The following is a 20,944-nucleotide window of genomic DNA, read 5'->3' on the forward strand; positions in this document are numbered from 1 at the left end:
GTCGTTTGGCGCGCTGAGCTGCGTCGGAGTGCGACGGGCCGGGTTCACCCGCGCAGGTGGGCCTCGACGTCGTCGCGCATCCGGGCCACCTCGTCGGACAGCGCGGCGTGGTCGGGTCCGCGGCGCAGGATCTCCCGCGAGACCGCGGGCAGGACCCACTCGTGCACACCGGCGAAGATCCGGGCGACGTCGGCGGGGGTACCGCCCTGGGCACCCACCCCCGGGGCGAGGATCGGGCCCCCGACGGCCTCGAGATCGAGCCCGTGGGCGCGGGTGGCCCCGACGACCAGACCCACCGCGGCGGGGCCGGCGTGGTTGAGCTCGGCGGCGGCGTCCACGATCGCCTGGGCGACGCTGGTTCGCTCACCGCGCGCGGTCTGGACCGCGGCGCCCTCCGGGTTCGAGGTCCGCGCGAGTACGAACACCCCACGACCGGTCTCCTGGGCGGCCCGCACGGCCGGATCGAGCGATCCGAAGCCGAGGTACGGCGAGACCGTGACCGAGTCCGAGCACAGCGGGGAACCGTCACGCAACCACGCGCTCGCGTAGGCGTCCATGGTGGACCCGATGTCACCGCGTTTGGCGTCGGCGACGACCAGCGCGCCGCCCGCGCCGATGCCGGCGATGGTCTGTTCGAGCACCGCGAACCCCGCCGAGCCGAAGCGTTCGAACAGCGCGACCTGCGGCTTGATCAGCGCGGCGACGGGCGCGAGGGCCGCGACGGCGATGTCGGCGAACCGACGCAGGCCGTCGACGTCGTCGGTGAGACCCCAGGCGTCGAGCAGACCCGGATGCGGGTCGATGCCGACACACAGGCGACCACGGTCGGCCACCGCGGCCCGGTATCGGGTCGCGAAGTCGGCGGGCGCGCCTGCGCTCACGTGGTGCGCATGGCGCGGTGACGCTCCTGCAGCGACATCACGCCGATGTCACCCTCGATGGCGGCCTCGATGCCCTGCACGGCCGCGCTGGCACCCTGCACGGTCGTGATGCACGGGATGTTCACCGACACCGCCGCGCTGCGGATCTCGTAGCCGTCGATACGGGGACCGGAGTTGCCGAACGGGGTGTTGATCACCATCGACACCTCCCCCGCGCGGATGGTCTCGACGATCGTGCGCGCCCCCTCGGGCAAGTCGGTGTCGGAGTGCTTGTAGACCATCGTGCAGGCGATGCCGTTGCGGCGCAGCACATCCGCGGTGCCCTCCGTCGCCAGGACCTCGAATCCCAATGCGGCGAGCCGCTTCACCGGGAAGATCAGCGCACGCTTGTCCTTGTTGGCCACCGAGACGAAGATCGCACCGGAGGTGGGCAGGGAGCCGTACGCCGCGGTCTGCGACTTGGCGAAGGAGCGGCCGAAGTCGGCGTCGATGCCCATCACCTCGCCGGTGGACTTCATCTCCGGGCTGAGCAGCGAGTCGACCCCGCTGCCGTCGGCACGACGGAACCGGTTGAACGGCAGCACCGCCTCCTTGACCGCGATCGGCGCGCCCACCGGCAGGTCGCCGCCGTCGCCGGTGGCGGGCAGCAGTCCCTGCTCGCGCAGTTCGGCGATCGTCTCCCCCAGCATCACCCGGGCACACGCCTTGGCCAACGGGACGGCCGTGGCCTTCGACACGAACGGCACGGTGCGGCTCGCCCGCGGGTTGGCCTCGAGCACGTAGAGGATGTCGTCCTTGAGCGCGTACTGGACGTTGAGGAGTCCCTTGACGCCGATGCCGCGGGCGAGCGCCTCGGTCGAGCGGCGGACCGCGGCCACGTCGGCGCGGCCCAGCGCCACCGGCGGGAGCGCGCAGGCCGAGTCACCGGAGTGGATACCGGCCTCCTCGATGTGTTCCATGACGCCGCCGATGTAGACCTCGGTGCCGTCGCACAACGCGTCGACGTCGATCTCGACCGCGTCCTCGAGGAAGCGGTCCACGAGCACCGGGTGCTCGGCGGTCAGTTCGGTCGCGCGCGAGATGTAGCCCTCCAGGGACGGCTCGTCGTAGACGATCTCCATGCCGCGACCACCCAGGACGTAGGACGGTCGGACCAGGACCGGGTAGCCGATGTCGGATGCGATCGCGCGGGCCTCGGGGAAGGTCGTGGCCATCCCGTACTTCGCGGCCGGCAGTCCGGCCGCGTCGAGCACCTTGCCGAACTCGCCGCGATCCTCGGCGAGGTCGATGGCCGCCGGGCTCGTCCCGACGATCGGGATGCCTGCCTCCTCGAGCCGTCGGGCCAGCCCGAGTGGGGTCTGGCCACCGAGCTGGACGATGACCCCGACGACGGTCCCGGACGCGCTCTCGGCGTTGTAGACCTCGACGACGTCCTCGAACGTCAGCGGCTCGAAGTAGAGGCGGTCGGCGGTGTCGTAGTCGGTCGAGACGGTCTCGGGGTTGCAGTTGACCATCACGGTCTCGTAGCCGGCCTCCGACAGCGTCGTCGCGGCGTGCACGCACGAGTAGTCGAACTCGATGCCCTGCCCGATGCGGTTGGGACCGGATCCGAGGATCAGGACCTTGCCGCGCTCGGTCTGCGGCGCGATCTCACTGATCGCCGCGGGATCGATCTCGTAGGTCGAGTAGTGGTACGGCGTCTTGGCCTCGAACTCCGCGGCACAGGTGTCGACCGTCTTGTAGACCGGCCGGACACCGAGCGCTCGCCGGTGGGCGGCCACGGCCGCGTCGTCGGCGAAATCGTGGCGCAGCACCGCGATCTGGCGGTCGGAGAGACCCGTGGACTTCGCCTCGCGCAGCAGTTCGGCGTCGAGGGTGTCGGCCGCGCGGACGCGACGGCCGAGCTCACCGACGGCCTCGATCTCGGCCAGGAACCACGGGTCGATCTTGGTCGCGTCGAACAGCTGCTCGACCGTCGCGCCGAGGTCGAACGCCGCCATGATCTTGTAGAGCCGCCCGTCACGCGGAATGGCGATGTCGGCGAGGATCTCCTCGACCGAGCCCTCGGTGCCTGCGTCGGTCCAGAAGCCGCCCGCCTTGGTCTCCATCGACCGCATGACCTTGCCGAGCGCCTCGGCGAAGCTGCGGCCCAACGACATCGCCTCCCCCACCGACTTCATGGTGGTGGTCAGCGTGTCGTCGGCACCGGGAAACTTCTCGAACGCGAACCGCGGGGCCTTGACGACGACGTAGTCCAGGGTCGGCTCGAAACACGCGGGGGTCTCGCCGGTGATGTCGTTGACGATCTCGTCGAGTCGGTAGCCGACGGCGAGCTTCGCGGCGATCTTCGCGATCGGGAAGCCGGTCGCCTTCGACGCCAGCGCCGACGACCGGGACACGCGGGGGTTCATCTCGATGACGACCAGCCGGCCGTCGGCGGGGTCCATCGCGAACTGGATGTTGCAGCCGCCGGTGTCGACGCCGACCTCGCGCAGGATGTCGATGGAGAGGTCGCGCATGATCTGGTACTCGCGGTCGGTCAGCGTCATCGCCGGCGCCACGGTCACCGAGTCGCCGGTGTGCACGCCGACCGGGTCGACGTTCTCGATGGAACAGACCACGACGACGTTGTCCTTGCCGTCGCGCATCAGCTCGAGCTCGTATTCCTTCCACCCGAGGATGGACTCCTCGATCAGCACGTTGGCCGTCGGGGACGCGGCCAGTCCGCCGCCTGCGATCCGCTCGAGGTCGGTGGCGTCGTAGGCCATTCCCGACCCCAGACCGCCCATGGTGAACGACGGACGGACCACGACGGGATAGCCGAGCTCGGTGACGGTGTCGTGGCACTCGGCCATGGTGAAACAGACACGCGAGCGGGCGCTCTCGCCGCCGACCTTGGCGACGATGTCCTTGAACTTCTGCCGGTCCTCGCCGCGCTGGATGGCCTCGAAGTCGGCACCGATCAACTCGATGTCGTAACGCTCCAGGATGCCCTGTTCATGCAGTGCGACAGCGCAGTTGAGCGCGGTCTGTCCGCCGAGGGTGGCCAGGACGGCGTCGATAGGATGTCCGGCGTCACGCTCGGTGGTGATGACCTTCTCGACGTACTCGGCGGTGATCGGCTCGATGTAGGTGGCGTCGGCGAACTCGGGGTCGGTCATGATCGTGGCCGGGTTCGAGTTGACCAGACTGACGCGCAACCCCTCGGCGCGCAGGACGCGGCACGCCTGGGTGCCGGAGTAGTCGAACTCGCAGGCCTGTCCGATGACGATCGGACCCGACCCGATCACCAGGACGTGGGAGATGTCGGTGCGGCGGGGCATCAGGCACGGGCTCCTTGCATCACGGTGGAGAAACGGTCGAAGAGGTAGGCGGCGTCGTGCGGACCGGCCGCGGCCTCCGGGTGGTACTGCACCGAGAACGCCTGGCCGTCCAGCAGTTCGACGCCCTCGACGGTGCCGTCGTTGGCGCAGGTGTGGCTCACGCGGGCGCGTCCGAAGTCGGTGTCGAACTCCTCGCCCGCCTCGCCCTCGAGGGCGAAACCGTGGTTCTGCGCGGTGATGGAGACCAGTCCGGTGGTGTGGTCGATGACCGGGATGTTGATACCGCGGTGACCGAATTTCATCTTGTAGGTCCCGCGGCCCAGTGCGCGACCGAGGATCTGGTTGCCGAAGCAGATGCCCAGCAACGGGATCCGCTGTTCGAGAACGCTGCGGGTCAGCGCGACCGCGCCGTCGGCGGTGGCCGGGTCACCCGGTCCGTTGGACAGGAACACCCCGTCCGGGGCGAGGTCGATGACCGCCTGCGGGTCGACGGTCGACGGGAACACGTGCACCCGGACACCGCGCTGGGCGAACATCCGCGGGGTGTTGGTCTTGATGCCGAGGTCGATGGCGGCGACGGTGAACCGGTGCTCTCCGTCGGGCTCGACGACGTAGTCGGCGTCGGTGCTGACCTCGCCTGCGAGATCCGCGCCGGCCATGGACGGGGCCGTGCGGACCCGGTCGAGCAGCACGTCGGTCTCGGCGAGGGCGTCCCCGGAGAAGACCCCGGCCCGCATCGACCCGTGGTCGCGCAGGACGCGGGTCAGCGTCCGGGTGTCGATGCCGGAGATCCCGACGATCCCCTGCCGCACCAGCTCGTCGTCGAGGGTGCTGGTGGCGCGCCAGCTCGACACCCTGCGGGTGGGATTGCGCACGGCGTATCCGGCGACCCAGATCTTCCCGCCGCGGCTCTCGTCGTCCTCGACGTTCCACCCGGTGTTGCCGATCTGCGGTGCGGTCGCGACCACGATCTGACGGTGGTAGCTGGGATCGGTCAGCGTCTCCTGGTACCCGGTCATCGCGGTGCAGAACACGGCTTCGCCCAGGGTCTGACCGGTGGCACCGTAGGCCTGCCCGGTGAACACCTGGCCGTTCTCCAGGATCAGTAGGGCGGTGGTCATGAGTGGTCGTCCTTCGGTGTCTCGTCGGCGGTCGGGGCTGCCGCGTCGCCGGGGGTGGTGGTGTCGGATTCGGTGGTCATCCCGCCCCGGACGTCGGACGCGCGGGGGTCGAGCGCCGTCCATTCGGGGTAGCGCAGCTTGTCGTCGCCACGCAGACCCGAGTCGATCTCGGTGCCCGAGGGCAGCGTCCAGCGGATGACGAGCACGCCGTCGGCGGTCATCACCTTGCCCGCGAGTCCACGTTCGGTGCGGATCGCGGTGATGGATTCACGCGGGATCCAGATGGGGTTCGCGCCGGACCGGCTGATCAGGATCCCGGTGTCGAAGTTCGAGAACTCCGCCGACGCGCGGTCGCCGTAGTCGCCGACCGCGACCCGGTCCTGCCAGCTCGGTGCGACCGTCGACCCGACGTAGACGCCGGTGTCGGGGCCGAGCAGGAGGGCACCCGGATCGGTCGGGACGTCCGGGAAGGCGCCGATGACGTCCTGCTGACGTCGCCCGCGGTTGCGCCAGCCGAGCAGCATGAGACCGACGATCCCGCCCCACGCCACGATCACGATCGCGATGATCACGATGGAGTTCACCGGGCACGCACCTCTCCGTCGATCGCGGTGACCCGTCCGCGGAGAACGGTCGCGACCACCCGCGCGGGCAGGGTCATCGAGTCGAACGGCGTGTTCGCCGAGCGGCTCGCCAGTGCCGATGCGTCCACCGTCCAGGTGGCGTCGGGATCGACGACGGTCAGGTTGGCGGGTTCGCCGACTGCGATCGGGCGGCCCTGGTCGGGTAGGCCGACGATCGCCGCGGGCCGTTCGCTCATGACGCGGGCGACGCCACGCCAGTCGAGGGCGCCGTCGGCGACCATGGTCGCGGCGATCACCGACAGCGCCGTCTGGAGACCGAGCATGCCGGGGCGGGCCGCGGCGAACTCGCAGCACTTCTCCTGTTCGGCGTGCGGTGCGTGATCGGTGGCGACACAGTCGATGACACCCTCGGCCAGCGCTGCCCGCAGGGCGACGCAGTCGGAGTCCTCGCGCAGCGGCGGGTTGACCTTGTTGACGGCGTCGTAGGTCGCCAGCCGGGAGTCGTCGAGCAGCAGGTGGTGCGGGGTGACCTCGGCGGTGATGGCGATGCCCTGGGCCTTGGCCCACCGGAGCAGCTCCACCGTCCCTGCCGTCGACGCGTGGCAGATGTGCACGCGCCCACCGGCATCGCGGGCCAGGATCGCGTCGCGGGCGACGATCGACTCCTCCGCCGAGCGCGGCCAGCCGGCCAGACCGAGGCGCGCCGCGTTCGGTCCCTCGTGGGCGATCGCGCCCACGGTCAGGCGCGGTTCCTCGGCGTGCTGGGCGATCAGGACACCGAGCCCGCGGGCGTACTCCAGCGCGCGACGCATCAGCAGCGGGTCGTGCACGCACTTGCCGTCGTCGCTGAACATCTTCACGTGCGCGTCGCCGTCGGCCATGGCGCCGAGCTCGGCGAGTTGGGTGCCCTGCAGCCCCACGGTCACCGCTCCCACCGGATGGACGTCGACCAGTCCGACGGCCTGACCGCGCCGCCACACGTGGTCGGTGAGCACCGCGGTGTCGGCGACCGGGTCGGTGTTGGCCATCGCGAACACTGCGGTGTAGCCGCCGAGAGCCGCTGCGGCCGAGCCGGTCTCGATGGTCTCGGTGTCCTCGCGGCCGGGTTCACGCAGATGGGTGTGCAGGTCGACGAAGCCGGGCAGCAGCACGCCGCCGCCACCGTCGACGGTCTCGTCGGCACCGGCGAGACCGGTCCCGATCTCGGCGATGTCCCCGTCGACGACACGGACGTCCACCGGGTCGCCCTCCCCGTAGAGCCGGACGTCGGTGATGAGCAGCGAGGTGCTCGCACCCGTCGCGCGCGTCATATCCCGCCACCTTCCTGATCATCGGTCCCGACGAGGAGTCGGAACAGCACCGCCATCCGCATGTGCACGCCGTTGCTCACCTGTTGCAGCACGGTGGCGCGCGGCGAGTCGGCCACGGAATATCCGATCTCCATGCCGCGCAACATCGGTCCGGGATGCAGCACCACCGCGTGGTCGTCGAGCATCGCCATGCGCCTGTCGCTGAGTCCGTAGCGGATGGAGTACTCACGAGCCGACGGGAAGAAGCCGCCGTTCATGCGCTCGGCCTGCACCCGCAGCACCATCACCGCGTCGAGTCCGGGCAGCACGGCGTCGAGGTGATGCGACACCTCGACCGGCCACGACTCGACACCGACCGGCAGCAGGGTGGGCGGTGCGACGAGCACCACCTGCACACCGAGCATCGCGAGCAGGTGCGCGTTGGACCGCGCGACCCGCGAGTGGAGGATGTCGCCGACGATCGCGACGCGCGCACCGTCGAGCGATCCGAGGCGCTGGCGCAGCGTGAGCGCGTCGAGCAACGCCTGGGTCGGGTGTTCGTGCGTGCCGTCGCCGGCGTTGATGATCGCGGGGCCGTCCCCGTCCTCGTCGGTCCATCGGGCGATCTGATGGGCCGCGCCCGAGGCGGGGTGTCGGATGATGAGTGCGTCGGCGCCCGCGGCGTGCAGGGTCTTGGCGGTGTCGCGCAACGACTCCCCCTTGCCCACCGACGACGTCGATGCGCTCACGTTGATCACGTCGGCGCTCATCCACTTGCCCGCGACCTCGAACGACACCCGGGTACGGGTCGAGTTCTCGTAGAACATCGTCATCACGGTGCGTCCACGCAGGGTGGGCAGCTTGCGGACCTCACGGCCGACGAGCGCCTGCTCGAACCGCTCGGCCCCGTCGAGCAGACCGACGGCCTCGGACACGTCGAGGTCGGTGACCGACAACAGGTGCCGCATCAGCTGGTCCGCCGTTCGGCGAGAACCACTTGGTCGATGCCGTCGTGTTCGTCTAGTTGCACCGAGACGTCCTCCGAGCGCGAGGTCGGGATGTTCTTGCCGACGTAGTCGGCCCGGAACGGCAGTTCGCGGTGGCCGCGGTCGATGAGCACGGCCAGCTGTACCGCGGCGGGGCGACCGAGGTCGCGGAGCGCGTCGAGGGCGGCGCGGATGGTCCGGCCGGAGAACAGGACGTCGTCGACGAGGATCACCAGCGCGGAGTCGACACCGCCCGGCGGGACCGAGGTCCGTTCGAGCGGGCGATGCGGCTTGGCGCGCAGATCGTCGCGGTAGAGGGTGATGTCGAGGAATCCCACCGGGATGTCGACTCCGGAGAACTCCTGGATGCGGGCGGCGAGTCGCCTCGCGAGACTGGTTCCGCGGGTGGGGATCCCGATGAGGATGACCCGTGGGGCGTCGGGGGCGTCGACGGCGGTCTTCTCGATCACCTGATGCGCCATGCGAGCGATGGTTCGGGTCACGTCCCCGGCGTCGAGAAGAACTCGAGAGGTGCCGGGAGCGCCGTCAGTCGGTGTCACCAACCGACCTCCTTCTCCGCCTCACTGGACGGATCGTTAAAGGATGTCTGTCGCCGAGAACACTAGCAGTCGTGCCGCGTGGGCCCCTGATCGTGCGAGGTGGATCACTCGCCGTCGGCATCGGCGGTCGGCGCGGTGGCCTGGGCCGCGGCACGCACCTGCGGGGCGAGCTCGACGATGCGACCGAGGACACCGTTGACGAACGCCGGTGAGTCGTCGGTGGACAGCTCCTTGGCCAGTTCCACGGCTTCGTCGACCACGACGACCGGCGGGACGTCGTGGGTGTTGAACAACTCCCATGCGGCCAGGCGGAGGATCGCGCGGTCGACCGCGGGCAGCCGGGGCAACGTCCACTCACGCAGGTGCGACTCGAGCACCGCGTCGATCTGCGCGCGGTCGGTGGCCAGGCCCTCGATGACGCGCGCGGTGTACGGGTGGATCATCCCGATGCTCTCGTCGTCGACGACCAACTCGCGTCGCTGGGCGACGAGATCGAGTGCGGCGACGTTCTTCGCCTCCGCCTCGAACAGCAGATCGACGGCGCGTTGGCGTGCCTTGTGCCGGGTTCCGGGCTTCTTCACCGGATCACGGGTCGGGCACAGCGCACCGCGTGCACCCATCTCGGGGTCGCCGCACGGATCACGAGTTCACGCGCCCCAGATAGTTGCCGTCGCGCGAGTCGACCTTGAGCTTGTCGCCGGTGTTGATGAACAGCGGCACGGCGATCTCGGCGCCGGTCTCGAGCGTCGCCGGCTTGGTGCCACCGGTGGAACGATCGCCCTGCACGCCGGGATCGGTGTGCGACACGATCAGCTCGACCGTGACCGGGAGCTCGACGTAGAGCGGGTTGCCCTCGTGCATGGCGACCTGCACGCGCATCTCCTCGAGCAGGAAACGGGACTCGTCGCCCATCGTCTCCGGCGAGATCGAGACCTGCTCGTAGTTCTCGGCGTCCATGAACACGAAATCGCTGCCGTCGTTGTACAGGTAGGTCATGTCGCGACGGTCGACCGTCGCGGTCTCCACCTTCACGCCGGCGTTGAACGTCTTGTCGACGGTCTTGCCCGAGAGCACGTTCTTGATCTTGGTGCGCACGAAGGCCGGACCCTTGCCGGGCTTGACGTGCTGGAACTCCTGGATCTGCCACAGCTGGTCGTCCATCCGGAGAACGAGGCCGTTCTTGAAATCTGCGGTACTTGCCACGTGTGTCTCTTCCTCTCACCCGAACATCGGGCGCTGGTCATCTCCGTCGCGCGCGAACGCGATCGTCAGATGACAGAAAATGTCTTGTCGGTGGTGGTCAGGAGCTCGGGAGCGCCCGCACGGACCACCAGCGTGTCCTCGATACGGACACCGCCTCTGCCGGGCAGATAGACACCGGGTTCGACGGTGACTGCCGCACCGCACGGAAGTGTACCCGTCCCCAACTTGCCGATTCCCGGCGCTTCGTGGATCTCCAGACCCACGCCGTGGCCGAGTCCGTGCACGTAGTTCTCCCCGTAGCCGGCGTCGTCGATCACCGATCGCGCCGCGGCGTCGACCTCGACCACCGGGGCGTCGGGTGTCAGCGCGGCCCGTCCGGCGGCCTGGGCGGTGGCGACGAGTTCGTAGATCTCGTGCTGCCAGTCGGCGGCCGACCCCAGCACGTAGGTACGGGTCATGTCGGAGTGATAACCACCGACGACGGCCCCGAAGTCGATTTTGACGAAGTCACCGGTGGCCAGAATCGCGTCCGTGGGGCGGTGGTGCGGGACCGCGGAGTTGGCGCCGGCGGCGACGATCGTCTCGAACGAGATGTCGTCGGCGCCGCACGCGTACATCTCCCACTCCAGGCTGCGTGCGACCTGTCGTTCGGTCTGTCCGGGGGTGATGACGCCACGCTCGATGATCGTGGCCAACGCGACATCCGCGGCCTGACAGGCCTGACGCAGCAGTTCGACCTCGCCGTCGTCCTTGATCATCCGCAGGTTCTCGACCGCCCGACCGAGTGCGACGAGCCGAACCGGCGGCTCCGATCCGGACGTTCGGTCGGTCAGGGCCCGCCATGCGGTGACCGTCAGTGCGTGTTCCTCGACGGCGACCGTGGGGCCCGACGGCGCCACGAGGTCGAGCAGGGTCGCCGGACAGTCGCGACCGATGACCGGCTCGACGTCGGGAACCTGCTCGCCGACCTGCGTCACATAGCGACCGTCGGTGCAGATCCGGTCCCCCTGCGCCGACGCCGAGACGAGCAGCGCGGCGTTGGAGCCGGTGAAACCGGTCAGATAGCGCACGTTGACCAGGTCGCTGATCACCGCCGCATCGGCCCCGAGGGTTGTGAAGTGCACGCGGAGCAGGTCGCGTCGTGCCTGGTGGGCGGCGTGTGGATCGGTCACCGAAGGCGTCAGTGCGGTCATCTCGCCAACGCTACCGTCGCCAAGTGTGTGTTGGCGCACATGCCCGAGCGCCCGTTGGGTACGCTTCGCCCATGGTTTCGTGGTTGCTTCGCGGTCTGTCCATGTCGGCCGTGCACATCGTCGCCCGAGTTCTGCTCGGTATGGCGATCGTTCACTCCCCGTTGCACGGGTCGTTGTGGAAGACGGCGGCGGTCGCCGCGGTCGTGTTGATCGCCCTGATCTGGGGTGGCGTCGACGGCATCATCGACGGACGCGCGCACGACGATCCCGACGACTACGCCGACCTCACCGTCATGTGGCTCAAGGCCGGTGTACTCGCCGGTGTGGTGTCCGGCATCGTGTCCTGGGCGCTGAGCAACTACGTGTTCGGCGGCATGGGGCAGAACAGCTTCTTCGTCGAGCTCTTCGCCGGTGGTTCGTTCACCGCGCTGCTGGTCTTCGTGCCCGCCCTGGCCGGTGTCGGGGTCGGTCGTTTCCTCGCCCACCGCCAGTCCCGCAAGGACGCACGCACCGCGCAGGACGACACCCGCGAGCACCAGACCGTCTGATCGCCCGGTCGGTCCCGCGCCCTCGGGTCAGAGCAGGACGGGTCCCGACGGCGAGGCGGTCCGTGCGATCGCCCCGTAGGCCGCGACGAGCAGGCTCGGGTCCGGCCCCTCGAGCCGTCCGGGCTTGGCCAGCCCGTCGAGAACCACGAAACGCAGCACGCCCGAGCGGTTCTTCTTGTCGCCCGACATCGTCTTGAGCAGATCCCCGAACGCGTCGTCGTCGTAGCCCGTGGGCAGACCGACCGACTCCAGGATCTCCCGGTGCCGATCCGCGGTCGCGTCGTCGAGCCGACCCGCGAGCCGTCCCAGCTCGGCGGCGTAGACGAGCCCCACCGACACCGCCGCGCCGTGGCGCCAGCGGTACTGCTCGCGCCGCTCGATGGCGTGGGCCAGGGTGTGGCCGTAGTTGAGGATCTCGCGCAGCGACGACTCCCGCAGATCGGCGGCCACGACGTCGGCCTTGACCTGCACCGAACGGCGGATCAGCTCGGGCAGCACCGTGCCGAGGGGGTCGCGGGCCGCGGCCGGATCGGCCTCGATGAGCGTCAGGATCTCCGGGTCGGCGATGAAGCCGGTCTTGATGACCTCGGCGAGCCCGGCGATGATCTCGTTGGGCGGCACCGTCTCCAGCGTCGCGGTGTCGATGAGCACTGCGCGGGGCTCGTGGAACGAGCCCACCAGGTTCTTCCCGGCGTCGGTGTTGATGCCCGTCTTGCCGCCGACGGCCGCGTCGACCATCCCGAGCAGCGTCGTCGGGATGTTGATCACCGGCACCCCGCGCATCCAGGTGGCCGCGACGAACCCGGCGAGGTCGGTGGCCGCTCCCCCGCCCAGTCCGATGACGATGTCGTTGCGCTTCATGCCGATCCGCCCGAACACCTCCCAGCAGAAGGCGGCGACCGAGAGGTCCTTGCCTGCCTCGGCGTCGGGGATCTCGATGCGGTGCGCGTCGAAACCGGCCGCGGCCAGGGCCTCGCGAACCGCCTCGGCCGTCGCCATCAGTGGCGGTTGGTAGAGGATCGCGATCGAATCGGCACCCGCGGCCGCCTCGACGACGTCGGTGAGCAGTCCGCGCCCGATGACGACGTCGTAGGGGCGCTCGGTGGCGACATGGATGCGGATGGGCTCGGTCATGACGGGAGTCCTTCGTCTCGGGGCGCCGACGCGGGGAGAACCCCCAGTGCGCGCGCGATCTCGTCGGCCAGTGCCGCGGGGGCGCGGCCGGTGGTGTCGGTGGTGATGTCGGCGACCCGCTGGTAGGTCTCCGCGCGCTCGGCGAGCAGCGCGCGGTACCGGTCCTCGGGGGTGGTGTCGACGGATCCGGTGCCCGGCCCCGCACGCAGCAGGGGTCGCTTCGACGAACGGACTCGTGCGAACCCGGCGTCGGGCGAAACGGCGAGGTGGACCACACGGTGACCGGCGAGGACCGCGCGCACCGCCGGGGTCATGACGGCCCCACCGCCGAGCGCGATCACGCCCGAGTGGGTCGTGAGCACGTCGGCCACCACCTCGGCCTCGAACTGCCGGAAGTAGGGCTCGCCCTCGTCGACGAAGATCTCGGCCACGGTGCGGCCGGCTCGGGCAACGATCTCGTGGTCGGTGTCGCAGAACCCGACGCCGAGCAGATCCGCCAGTGCGACACCGACGGTCGACTTGCCCGCGCCCATGAACCCGATGAGGACGGCCACCGGGGCGTGATCCGACACGGGTCCGGCGGTCACGGGGTGGCGGGGTGGTCCGTGCCGGGGAGCCGCGCCGCGGCGCGCTCGCGGTACCGGCGTACGTTGTCGGCGGTCTCGGTGACCGAGTCGCCCCCGAACTTGTCGAGCGCGGCCTGGGCGACGACGAGCGCGACCATGGCCTCGGCGACGACACCCGCGGCGGGCACGGCGCAGACGTCGGATCGCTGATGGATGGCGCTGGCCTGTTCGCCGGTGGACATGTCCACCGTGGAGAGCGCCTTGGGCACGGTCGAGATGGGTTTCATCGCCACCCGCACACGCAGGGCCTCGCCGTTGGTCATCCCACCCTCGAGTCCGCCCGCTCGATTGGTCGAGCGCAGGACGCCGTCGGGACCGGGGACCATCTCGTCGTGGGCCTGGCTCCCGCGGCGGCGTGCGGTGAGGAAGCCGTCCCCGATCTCCACCCCCTTCATGGCCTGGATGCCCATGAGGGCGCCGGCCAGACGGGCGTCGAGACGGGTCTCGCCGCTGACGTGGGACCCGAGGCCGACGGGCAGGCCGGTGACGACGACCTCGACGACACCACCGAGGGTGTCCCCCTCTTTCTTGGCCGCCTCGATCTCGGCGATCATCGACGCCTCGGCCTCGGCCGACGCCGCCCGGACGGGGCTGGCGTCGATGCGGTCGAGGTCGTCGGGACCGGGGGTGGCGCCGTCGAACGGCTCGGAGGCACCGATGGAGATCACGTGCGACACCACGTGAGCGCCGAGCACCTGCGCCAGGAAGTTCCGCGCCACGGTGGCGGCGGCGACGCGGGCCGCGGTCTCGCGGGCACTGGCACGCTCGAGCACCGGACGCGCGTCGTCGAAGTCGTACTTGAGCATCCCGGAGTAGTCGGCGTGGCCGGGGCGGGGACGGGTCAGCGGCGCGTTGCGCGCGACGTCGGCGAGGTCGGCCGGATCGACCGGATCGGCCGACATCACGGTCTCCCACTTGGGCCACTCGGTGTTGGCGATCTCGATCGCGACCGGTCCACCTTGGGTGCGGCCGTGGCGGACACCGCCGAGCACGGTGACCTTGTCGGCCTCGAATTTCATCCGCGCACCGCGCCCGTAGCCGAGGCGGCGACGTGCGAGTTGGGACGAGATGTCGTCCGTCGTGACCTCGACCCCGGCGATCATCCCTTCGACGAGGGCGACCAGGGCGGGGCCGTGGGATTCTCCGGCAGTTATCCAGCGCAACACGAGTTCCTATTGTTCCATGTGGTGCACCGTGCCCCGAACGCGCGGCGCCTCAGACCCACACACCGCCGAGTGCGATGGCCGCGCCCGCGAGCGCGGGACCGTGCGCGACACCCGCCCGGCGCGCCGGCGGACCCCGCAGTGTGACGACCGCGAGGGTCGTGAGGGCGGCGGCTCCGACGACGAGCAGCGCGAGCGTCGGGTCGGCGACCACCCCACCGAGTCCGACGGCCAACTTGAGATCGCCACCGCCGCAGGCCCCGAGCGTGGTCGCGACGAGATACGGCGCGGCCAGCACTATGATCGACATCCCGACGTGCGGGTCGGCGACACCCATGGCGACGGCCGCGACACCGGCGGGCACCGTCAGGCGGTTCGGGAGGACGTGGGTGCGCAGATCGTGGACACACAGGACGATCAACCAGGACACCACCGCGAACGAGACGATCATCACCCTGTCATCGTGGCCGCCGATCGGTGCCGGCGGCAGCGTCGGCGAGTCCGTCTGTGCAGCGATGCGACACCCACCCGGTTCGGTGACCGGTTGTCCCCAGCCCCGGCCGCATGCGGTGACATCGGCTCGCGGCGGAGGTATGCGGCGCGTCAGTCGGTGAGGGCGGCGGCCATCTGCGCGCGCGGCGCGGGCAGGCCGGTGAACGCCTCGACCTGGGTGACGGCCTGGTTCAGCAGCATCACGAGACCACCGACCACACGTCCGCCGGCGTCGGTGACCGCGGCGGCGGCCGGGGTGGGCCACGGGTGGTAGATCGCGTCGAGCAGTCGGGATGCGGCCGCCATCGATTCGGTGATGTGCGCGGCCGCGTCGGCCGGGACGGTGCTGACGACGACGGACGACCGCGCGCACGCCGCGGTCAGCTCCACCGACGGCTCGAACGGGAGTGTGGCCAGGGTGATGCCCAGGTCGGTGGCGAGTCGGCGCAGCCCGGCGGCGCGCGCGATGTCGCGGACGACGACCGTGACCGGGCCGGCCCCCGCCGACGCCAGCGCGGCCAGCGCCGGACGCGCGGTGCCACCGGCCCCGACGAGGACGACCGGCTCCCCCGCCACGTCGGTCACGCCGAGTTCGGCCAGTGCACCGGTCACACCGTCGATGTCGGTGCAGTCGGCGTGCCACCGACCGGAATCGGTGCGCACCAGGGTGTTCGCCGAACCGACGAGACGGGCACGGTCGGTGACCGTCGAGGCGTACTGCAGCGCGGCCACCTTGGCGGGCATGGTGACCGAGAGGCCGATGAAGCTGTCGTCGAGTCCGTCGACGAGCGCGGGTAACGCCTCGGCGGTGCACTCGATCCGCTCGTAGGACCAGTGCACGAGACCGAGCGCGCGGTAGGCGGCGAGGTGCAGATCCGGTGAGCGGGAGTGCCCGATCGGCGATCCGAGGACCGCCGCGCGCCGCACCCGAGTCGACGGGCTGTCCGGCGTTACCGGCATCCGACCGCGAGAACCCTGTTGTCGCAGGCCTTCTGCCGGTTGCGCAGATGCTCCTCGTAGTTGTCGGTGAACAACGTCGTGCCCTGGGAGTCGACGGCCACGAAGTAGATCCAGTTGCCCTCCGGCGGAGCCTCGGTGGCGGCCAACGGCTCCTTGCCGACCGAGCCGATCGGTGTCACCGGCAGGCCGCGGACCTGATAGGTGTTCCACTTGGTCGGCGCGGTGTACGCGTCACCGGAGACGTCGATGTTGACCACGGCCGCGGTGTAGTTGGCGGTCGAGTCCATCTCGAGGCGTTGGTTCTTGCCCAGCCGGTTCAGGATGACGCGGGCGACCTTGCCGTAGTCGTCGGCATCGGCGACCTCCTTCTCGACCACCGAGGCCGAGACCAGGGTCTGGTATGGCGTCAGGCCGGTCTGGTTCGGCTCGGTCAGACCCCACTGCGAGAACAGGTCGGCACTACCGGAGATCAGGTAACGCAGCATCTGCACCGGGGTGAGCGACGGGTCGATCATCTCCCACGCGACCGGCGCGATGAGTCCCTCGATACGCCGGTGGTCGCCGTTCAGGGCCGAGACGGCGTCGGTCGCCCAGGACGGCACGCCCAGATCGGCCGGCGACGCGGTGGCCGCCGCCTGCGCGAGCTCCTCGGCGGTGACGCCGTCGCGCTGCCCGTTGATGGTGACGGTGGTCGCCTGCGCGAGCATCTCGAAGATGCCGATGCTCGGGGACCCGTCGGCGGTCTGCTTGGTGTCGAGCTGACGTCCCGGTGGGATCACCAGCCGCCCGACCCGGTTGCTGTCGCCGCCGAGCATCGACACCGCGGTGGCGGCCGGGATACCGGTGCGCAGCTTGTAGAAGCCGGCCGATATCGGTGCGTCGCCGGCCGCGTCGGTGAACGCCTGCACGCTGGCGACGACGCCCTTGTCCTGCAGGATCTGTCCGAACCGGGTCAGCGACGAGTTCTGCGGGATCTGCACGAGCACGTCGCCGGTGCCCGATGCGTTCGAGTAGTTGTCGTCGTTGACGAAGTAGCCGGTCATCCGCAGACCGGTGTAACCGAGGGCTCCGACGACCGCGATCATGAACACGAGGACGAACGCCAGGGTGATGCGTCGTCGGCGCTTGCGTCGGTGCATGTGACCGCTCGATCGGGATCCGCGATTGCGGCCGGGCGGCCGGGTGCGCGTCTCGTCGGCGGCGGGATCCGGGTCGGCCGGGGGCACCGGACGCTCGATGAACGTGGTGGGTTCGTCGGACGGCGGGAGCGGCGGGTCGACGTAGGACGGCGCGGGAGGCGCCTCGTACCGACGGGGTTCCGGCGGCATCCGACGCGGGGCGGGCGGTGGGCCGTCGGCCGGGTACGGGTCCCGGCGGGTGTCGCCGATCGGCGGCGGGCCGGGTGGGACCTGTCCGGGTGCCGCGGGCGGGATGACGCGGGGTCGCGCGCGACGGTCCGGTTCCTGCCAGGCGCTGTCGCCACCGGGGCGGGGAGCGTCTCGCGGGACCCGTGGGATCACGCCCGAGTCGTCGGGGCGACCGCGGCCGGCGCGACGGTGTCGCTGCGGTCCGCTGCCACCGTTCTCGAGGAGTCGGCGCAGACGGTCGGCTTCCTCCGGGGTCTGGTCCTCACCCGGGGCCCGGCGACGGTGCCGATTCGGTTGATCACTCACCGGCAGCCCCGCCGACCGGGTACTGGCGGGCGCGCTGATCCAACCAGGACTGCAGGATGGCCACGGCGGCCGCCTGATCGATGACCGCCTTGTGCGATCGCGTCGATCGTCCGCTCGCGCGCAGCATCGCAGTGGCGGCGACGGTGGTCAACCTCTCGTCGTGGAAGACCACGGGAACCGGATCGATGCGTCGGGCGATGCGGGCGCCGAAACCGGTGGCCGCGTCGGCGGCGGCACCGTGCTCGCCACGCAGTGTCGTCGGCAGTCCGACGATGACCTCGATCGCCTCATACTCCGCCACGAGTTCGGCGATGCGGGTCAGGTCGCGGCCGTCGGAGGAGCGCGCGACGGTCTCGACGGGGGTGGCGAGCATGCCGTCAGGATCACACGAGGCGACCCCGATCCGCACACTCCCGACGTCGACGGCGAGTCGACGACCGCGCGGGACGAGCCCGCTCACCCGCCTGCCCCGGCTCGGGTGACGTCGGCGAGCTCGCGGATCCGGGCGAGCGCGGCGTCGATGCCTGCGGCGTCACTGCCCGAGCCCTGGGCCAGATCCGGCTTCCCGCCGCCCCGTCCCCCGACCAGTGGCGCGATCTCGGTGACGACTGCCCCGGCGGCCACGCCGGAGTCGCGGGCCGCGTCGGTCACGGCGACGACGAACGGCACCTTGTCGCCGGCGACCGAGAACAGGGCGACCACGGCCGATTCGGCCGCGACACGACCGCGCAGATCGGTGGCCAGTGCGCGCAGATCGCCCGCCGCCAGGCCGTCGGGGAGACGCGCGGCGACCACGAGGACCGAGCCGATCCGCTGCGCGTCGTCGATCAGCGACGCCGCCGACGCCCGCGCCGACTCGGCTCGCATCCGCTCGATCTGCTTCTCGGCGTCGCGGAGTCGCTCGACGATGTTCGCGACGCGGTCGGGCACCTGATCGCTGGGCACCTTCAGCGACGACGAGAGCGCCCCGAGCAGCGCCCGCTCCTTGGCGAGGTACCGGTAGGAGTCGAGACCGACGTAGGCCTCCACGCGGCGGATGCCCGATCCGACCGACGACTCACCGAGCAGCGTGACCGGCCCTACCTGCGCCGACGAACCGACATGCGTTCCGCCGCACAGTTCCATCGAGAACGGTCCGCCGATCTCGACCACGCGCACCACGTCGCCGTAGTTCTCGCCGAACAACGCCATCGCACCCATCGCCCTGGCCTCGTCGAGACCGGTCTCGAAGGTGTGGACGGGGAAATCGGATTCGACCGCGGTGTTCGCGATCTCCTCGATCTCGTCGCGTTGGGAATCGGTGACCGGGCCCTGGGCGCGGAAGTCGAAACGCAGATAGCCGGGTCGGTTGAGCGAACCCGCCTGTGTCGCATCGGATCCGAGGACCTGACGCAGCGCGGCACCGACGAGGTGGGTGCCGGAGTGTCCCTGGGTGGCACCGCGTCGCCACTGCGAGTCGACCTGTGCGATCACGTCGTCACCGACGGTGATCTCGCCGGACTCGATCGTGACGGCGTGGCTCCACACGGATTTGGCGATCTTCTGCACATCGGTGACCCGTGCACGCATGCCCGAGCTGGTGGTGATGGCCCCGAGATCGGCGGTCTGTCCACCCGACTCGGCGTAGAGCGGGCTGCGGTCGAGGATTATCTCGACGTCGCGTCCGGCGCCCGCCACCGGCAGGCTCACCCCGCCGTCGACGATCCCCAGAACCCGTGCCTCGGAGACCAGTTCGTCGAAACCGGTGAACTCGGTGGGTCCGCGATCGAGGAACTCCCGGTACACCGAGAGATCGGCGTGCGACTTCTTGTTGGCGTTCGCGTCGGCCTTGGCGCGCTTGCGCTGCTCGGCCATGAGATCGGCGAATCCCTGCTCGTCGACCGACAGCCCGGCCTCGGCGGCCATCTCGAGTGTCAGGTCGATCGGGAACCCGTAGGTGTCGTGCAGAGCGAAGGCGTCGCGGCCGGAGATCTGGGTGCGCCCGGCACCCGCGGTCGACGCGGCCGCGTCGTCGAACAGCTTCGATCCGGCCGAGAGGGTGGCGAGGAAGGCGTCCTCCTCGCGGACGGCGACCGTCCGGATCCGTGCGGCGTCGGAGGTCAGCACCGGGTAGGACTGCGCCATGGTCGCGAGCACGGTGTCGACGAACTCGCCCATGGTGGCCTCGGAGGCACCGAGCAGACGGGCCGAACGCACGATGCGGCGGAGCAGTCGCCGCAGCACGTAGCCCCGGCCGTCGTTCCCCGGCAGCACCCCGTCGGAGATGAGCATGACCGCGGTCCGGGTGTGGTCGGCGATGACGCGGAAACGCACGTCGTCGGCGGCCGACGAGCCGTAGGCGCGGCCGGTCAGCCGGGCGGCGACGTCGATGACCGGCTTGAGCAGATCGGTCTCGTAGACGTTGTCGACGTCCTGCAGGATGCAGGCGACGCGCTCGATGCCCATGCCGGTGTCGATGTTCTGACGCGGCAGCGGGCCCAGGATCTCGTAGTTGTCCTTGCCGATGCCCGGCCCACGCTGGTTCTGCATGAAGACGAGATTCCAGATCTCGATGTAGCGGTCCTCGTCGGCCTCGGGTCCGCCCTCGACGCCGTAGTCGGGTCCGCGGTCGTAGAAGATCTCCGAGCAGGGGCCGCAGGGCCCGGGGACCCCCATCGACCAGTAGTTGTCGGCCATCCCGCGGCGTTGGATCCGCTCGGCGGGGACACCGATCTCGTCGCGCCAGATGGCCTCGGCCTCGTCGTCGTCGAGGTACACCGTGGGCCAGAGCCGGGTCGGGTCGATGCCGAACCCGCCGTCGTCGACCGAGCCGGTCAGCAGCGACCACGCGAAGCCGATGGCCTCGCGTTTGAAGTAGTCGCCGAAGGAGAAGTTGCCCGCCATCTGGAAGAAGGTGTTGTGGCGGGTGGTGATGCCGACCTCCTCGATGTCGAGTGTGCGCACGCACTTCTGGATGCTGGTGGCGCGCTCGGACGGCGGCGTCTGCTCGCCGAGGAAGTACGGCTTGAACGGGACCATGCCCGCGTTGACGAACAGCAGGTTCGGATCGTCGAGGATCAGCGACGCGCTGGGGATCTCGGTGTGACCGGCACGAATGAAGTGATCGAGGAATCGCTTCCTGATCTCATGGGTCTGCACCTGGTGTCCTCACGCCGATTCGCGGCCACCGTCGTCGGACAGCGCCCTGGTCTGCCTCGTCGCGACACAC

The 20,944-nt window shown here is 70.1% G+C and carries 19 protein-coding genes; 1 reads left to right on the plus strand and 18 read right to left on the minus strand.

Annotated features, from left to right (window positions below):
* Nucleotides 1-44: 44 nt before the first annotated feature.
* The 10 genes from pyrF to LX13_RS21155 all read right to left on the minus strand — a co-directional run bounded on the left by pyrF (nt 45) and on the right by LX13_RS21155 (nt 11,140).
* Entirely contained in the window at nt 45-881 is an 837-nt protein-coding gene (pyrF, locus tag LX13_RS21110) for an orotidine-5'-phosphate decarboxylase (protein WP_253663281.1), read from the minus strand.
* Nucleotides 878-4,204 (minus strand): carbamoyl-phosphate synthase large subunit, encoded by a 3,327-nt coding sequence (carB, locus tag LX13_RS21115; protein ID WP_253663282.1) that lies wholly within the window; start codon nt 4,202-4,204, stop codon nt 878-880. The genes pyrF and carB overlap by 4 nt, the downstream gene beginning before the upstream one ends.
* Nucleotides 4,204-5,325, minus strand: a complete 1,122-nt coding sequence (gene carA, locus LX13_RS21120; RefSeq protein ID WP_253663283.1) for a glutamine-hydrolyzing carbamoyl-phosphate synthase small subunit — start codon at nt 5,323-5,325, stop codon at nt 4,204-4,206. The genes carB and carA overlap by 1 nt, the downstream gene beginning before the upstream one ends.
* Complete coding sequence (locus LX13_RS21125; RefSeq protein ID WP_253663635.1) at nt 5,322-5,849, minus strand: PH-like domain-containing protein; 528 nt, start codon at nt 5,847-5,849, stop codon at nt 5,322-5,324. The genes carA and LX13_RS21125 overlap by 4 nt, the downstream gene beginning before the upstream one ends.
* A 56-nt stretch (nt 5,850-5,905) precedes the next feature.
* The gene (locus LX13_RS21130; protein WP_253663284.1) at nt 5,906-7,219 is read right to left on the minus strand and encodes a dihydroorotase; all 1,314 of its coding nucleotides are present in this window, start codon (nt 7,217-7,219) and stop codon (nt 5,906-5,908) included.
* Entirely contained in the window at nt 7,216-8,166 is a 951-nt protein-coding gene (locus LX13_RS21135) for an aspartate carbamoyltransferase catalytic subunit (protein WP_253663285.1), read from the minus strand. Before LX13_RS21135 ends, LX13_RS21130 begins: the two co-directional genes overlap by 4 nt.
* Nucleotides 8,166-8,747 (minus strand): bifunctional pyr operon transcriptional regulator/uracil phosphoribosyltransferase PyrR, encoded by a 582-nt coding sequence (pyrR, locus tag LX13_RS21140; RefSeq protein ID WP_301301530.1) that lies wholly within the window; start codon nt 8,745-8,747, stop codon nt 8,166-8,168. The genes LX13_RS21135 and pyrR overlap by 1 nt, the downstream gene beginning before the upstream one ends.
* A gap of 101 nt (nt 8,748-8,848) precedes the next feature.
* The gene (gene nusB / locus LX13_RS21145; protein ID WP_253663637.1) at nt 8,849-9,325 is read right to left on the minus strand and encodes a transcription antitermination factor NusB; all 477 of its coding nucleotides are present in this window, start codon (nt 9,323-9,325) and stop codon (nt 8,849-8,851) included.
* 58 nt (nt 9,326-9,383) lie between these two features.
* Nucleotides 9,384-9,947 carry an elongation factor P gene (gene efp / locus LX13_RS21150; protein ID WP_253663286.1) on the minus strand — a complete coding sequence of 188 codons (564 nt, stop codon included), beginning with the start codon at nt 9,945-9,947 and terminating at the stop codon, nt 9,384-9,386.
* A gap of 65 nt (nt 9,948-10,012) precedes the next feature.
* Nucleotides 10,013-11,140 carry a M24 family metallopeptidase gene (locus LX13_RS21155; protein ID WP_253663287.1) on the minus strand — a complete coding sequence of 376 codons (1,128 nt, stop codon included), beginning with the start codon at nt 11,138-11,140 and terminating at the stop codon, nt 10,013-10,015.
* A 71-nt stretch (nt 11,141-11,211) separates the two neighbouring features.
* On the opposite strand from LX13_RS21155, the gene LX13_RS21160 reads away from it, so the two are divergent.
* A complete protein-coding gene (locus LX13_RS21160; protein WP_253663288.1) occupies nt 11,212-11,688 on the plus strand; it encodes a B-4DMT family transporter in 477 nt (158 codons plus the stop codon).
* Between the two features lie 27 nt (nt 11,689-11,715).
* Here LX13_RS21160 and aroB read toward each other — a convergent pair whose 3' ends face one another.
* The 8 genes from aroB to alaS all read right to left on the minus strand — a co-directional run bounded on the left by aroB (nt 11,716) and on the right by alaS (nt 20,874).
* Nucleotides 11,716-12,822 carry a 3-dehydroquinate synthase gene (aroB, locus tag LX13_RS21165; protein ID WP_253663289.1) on the minus strand — a complete coding sequence of 369 codons (1,107 nt, stop codon included), beginning with the start codon at nt 12,820-12,822 and terminating at the stop codon, nt 11,716-11,718.
* The gene (locus tag LX13_RS21170; RefSeq protein WP_253663638.1) at nt 12,819-13,355 is read right to left on the minus strand and encodes a shikimate kinase; all 537 of its coding nucleotides are present in this window, start codon (nt 13,353-13,355) and stop codon (nt 12,819-12,821) included. The genes aroB and LX13_RS21170 overlap by 4 nt, the downstream gene beginning before the upstream one ends.
* A 50-nt stretch (nt 13,356-13,405) precedes the next feature.
* On the minus strand, nt 13,406-14,614 hold the full coding sequence (gene aroC, locus LX13_RS21175; RefSeq protein ID WP_253663290.1) for a chorismate synthase: 1,209 nt from the start codon (nt 14,612-14,614) through the stop codon (nt 13,406-13,408).
* A gap of 49 nt (nt 14,615-14,663) precedes the next feature.
* Entirely contained in the window at nt 14,664-15,062 is a 399-nt protein-coding gene (locus LX13_RS21180) for an A24 family peptidase (RefSeq protein ID WP_253663639.1), read from the minus strand.
* A gap of 152 nt (nt 15,063-15,214) precedes the next feature.
* Nucleotides 15,215-16,063 (minus strand): shikimate dehydrogenase, encoded by an 849-nt coding sequence (locus LX13_RS21185; protein ID WP_253663291.1) that lies wholly within the window; start codon nt 16,061-16,063, stop codon nt 15,215-15,217.
* Complete coding sequence (locus tag LX13_RS21190) at nt 16,054-17,736, minus strand: endolytic transglycosylase MltG (RefSeq protein WP_253663292.1); 1,683 nt, start codon at nt 17,734-17,736, stop codon at nt 16,054-16,056. Before LX13_RS21190 ends, LX13_RS21185 begins: the two co-directional genes overlap by 10 nt.
* The gene (gene ruvX / locus LX13_RS21195) at nt 17,729-18,196 is read right to left on the minus strand and encodes a Holliday junction resolvase RuvX (protein WP_253663293.1); all 468 of its coding nucleotides are present in this window, start codon (nt 18,194-18,196) and stop codon (nt 17,729-17,731) included. Before ruvX ends, LX13_RS21190 begins: the two co-directional genes overlap by 8 nt.
* The gene (gene alaS, locus LX13_RS21200) at nt 18,193-20,874 is read right to left on the minus strand and encodes an alanine--tRNA ligase (RefSeq protein WP_253663294.1); all 2,682 of its coding nucleotides are present in this window, start codon (nt 20,872-20,874) and stop codon (nt 18,193-18,195) included. The genes ruvX and alaS overlap by 4 nt, the downstream gene beginning before the upstream one ends.
* Nucleotides 20,875-20,944: the final 70 nt, after the last annotated feature.

Source organism: Williamsia maris (assembly GCF_024171815.1).
GTDB classification, from domain to species: Bacteria; Actinomycetota; Actinomycetes; order Mycobacteriales; family Mycobacteriaceae; genus Williamsia_A; species Williamsia_A maris.

What these genes read in the sequence shown, in the direction of transcription:
- LX13_RS21130 (WP_253663284.1), bottom strand. Translation starts at nt 7,219, where the DNA reads ATGACGCGCGCGACGGGTGCGAGCACCTCGCTGCTCATCACCGACGTC.
- LX13_RS21185 (WP_253663291.1), bottom strand. Translation starts at nt 16,063, where the DNA reads ATGCCGGTAACGCCGGACAGCCCGTCGACTCGGGTGCGGCGCGCGGCG.
- LX13_RS21170 (WP_253663638.1), bottom strand. Translation starts at nt 13,355, where the DNA reads ATGGGCGCGGGCAAGTCGACCGTCGGTGTCGCACTGGCGGATCTGCTC.
- aroB (WP_253663289.1), bottom strand. Translation starts at nt 12,822, where the DNA reads ATGACCGAGCCCATCCGCATCCATGTCGCCACCGAGCGCCCCTACGAC.
- LX13_RS21155 (WP_253663287.1), bottom strand. Translation starts at nt 11,140, where the DNA reads ATGACCGCACTGACGCCTTCGGTGACCGATCCACACGCCGCCCACCAG.
- carB (WP_253663282.1), bottom strand. Translation starts at nt 4,204, where the DNA reads ATGCCCCGCCGCACCGACATCTCCCACGTCCTGGTGATCGGGTCGGGT.
- LX13_RS21160 (WP_253663288.1), top strand. Translation starts at nt 11,212, where the DNA reads ATGGTTTCGTGGTTGCTTCGCGGTCTGTCCATGTCGGCCGTGCACATC.
- LX13_RS21125 (WP_253663635.1), bottom strand. Translation starts at nt 5,849, where the DNA reads ATGCTGCTCGGCTGGCGCAACCGCGGGCGACGTCAGCAGGACGTCATC.
- LX13_RS21180 (WP_253663639.1), bottom strand. Translation starts at nt 15,062, where the DNA reads ATGATCGTCTCGTTCGCGGTGGTGTCCTGGTTGATCGTCCTGTGTGTC.
- carA (WP_253663283.1), bottom strand. Translation starts at nt 5,325, where the DNA reads ATGACCACCGCCCTACTGATCCTGGAGAACGGCCAGGTGTTCACCGGG.
- LX13_RS21135 (WP_253663285.1), bottom strand. Translation starts at nt 8,166, where the DNA reads ATGCGGCACCTGTTGTCGGTCACCGACCTCGACGTGTCCGAGGCCGTC.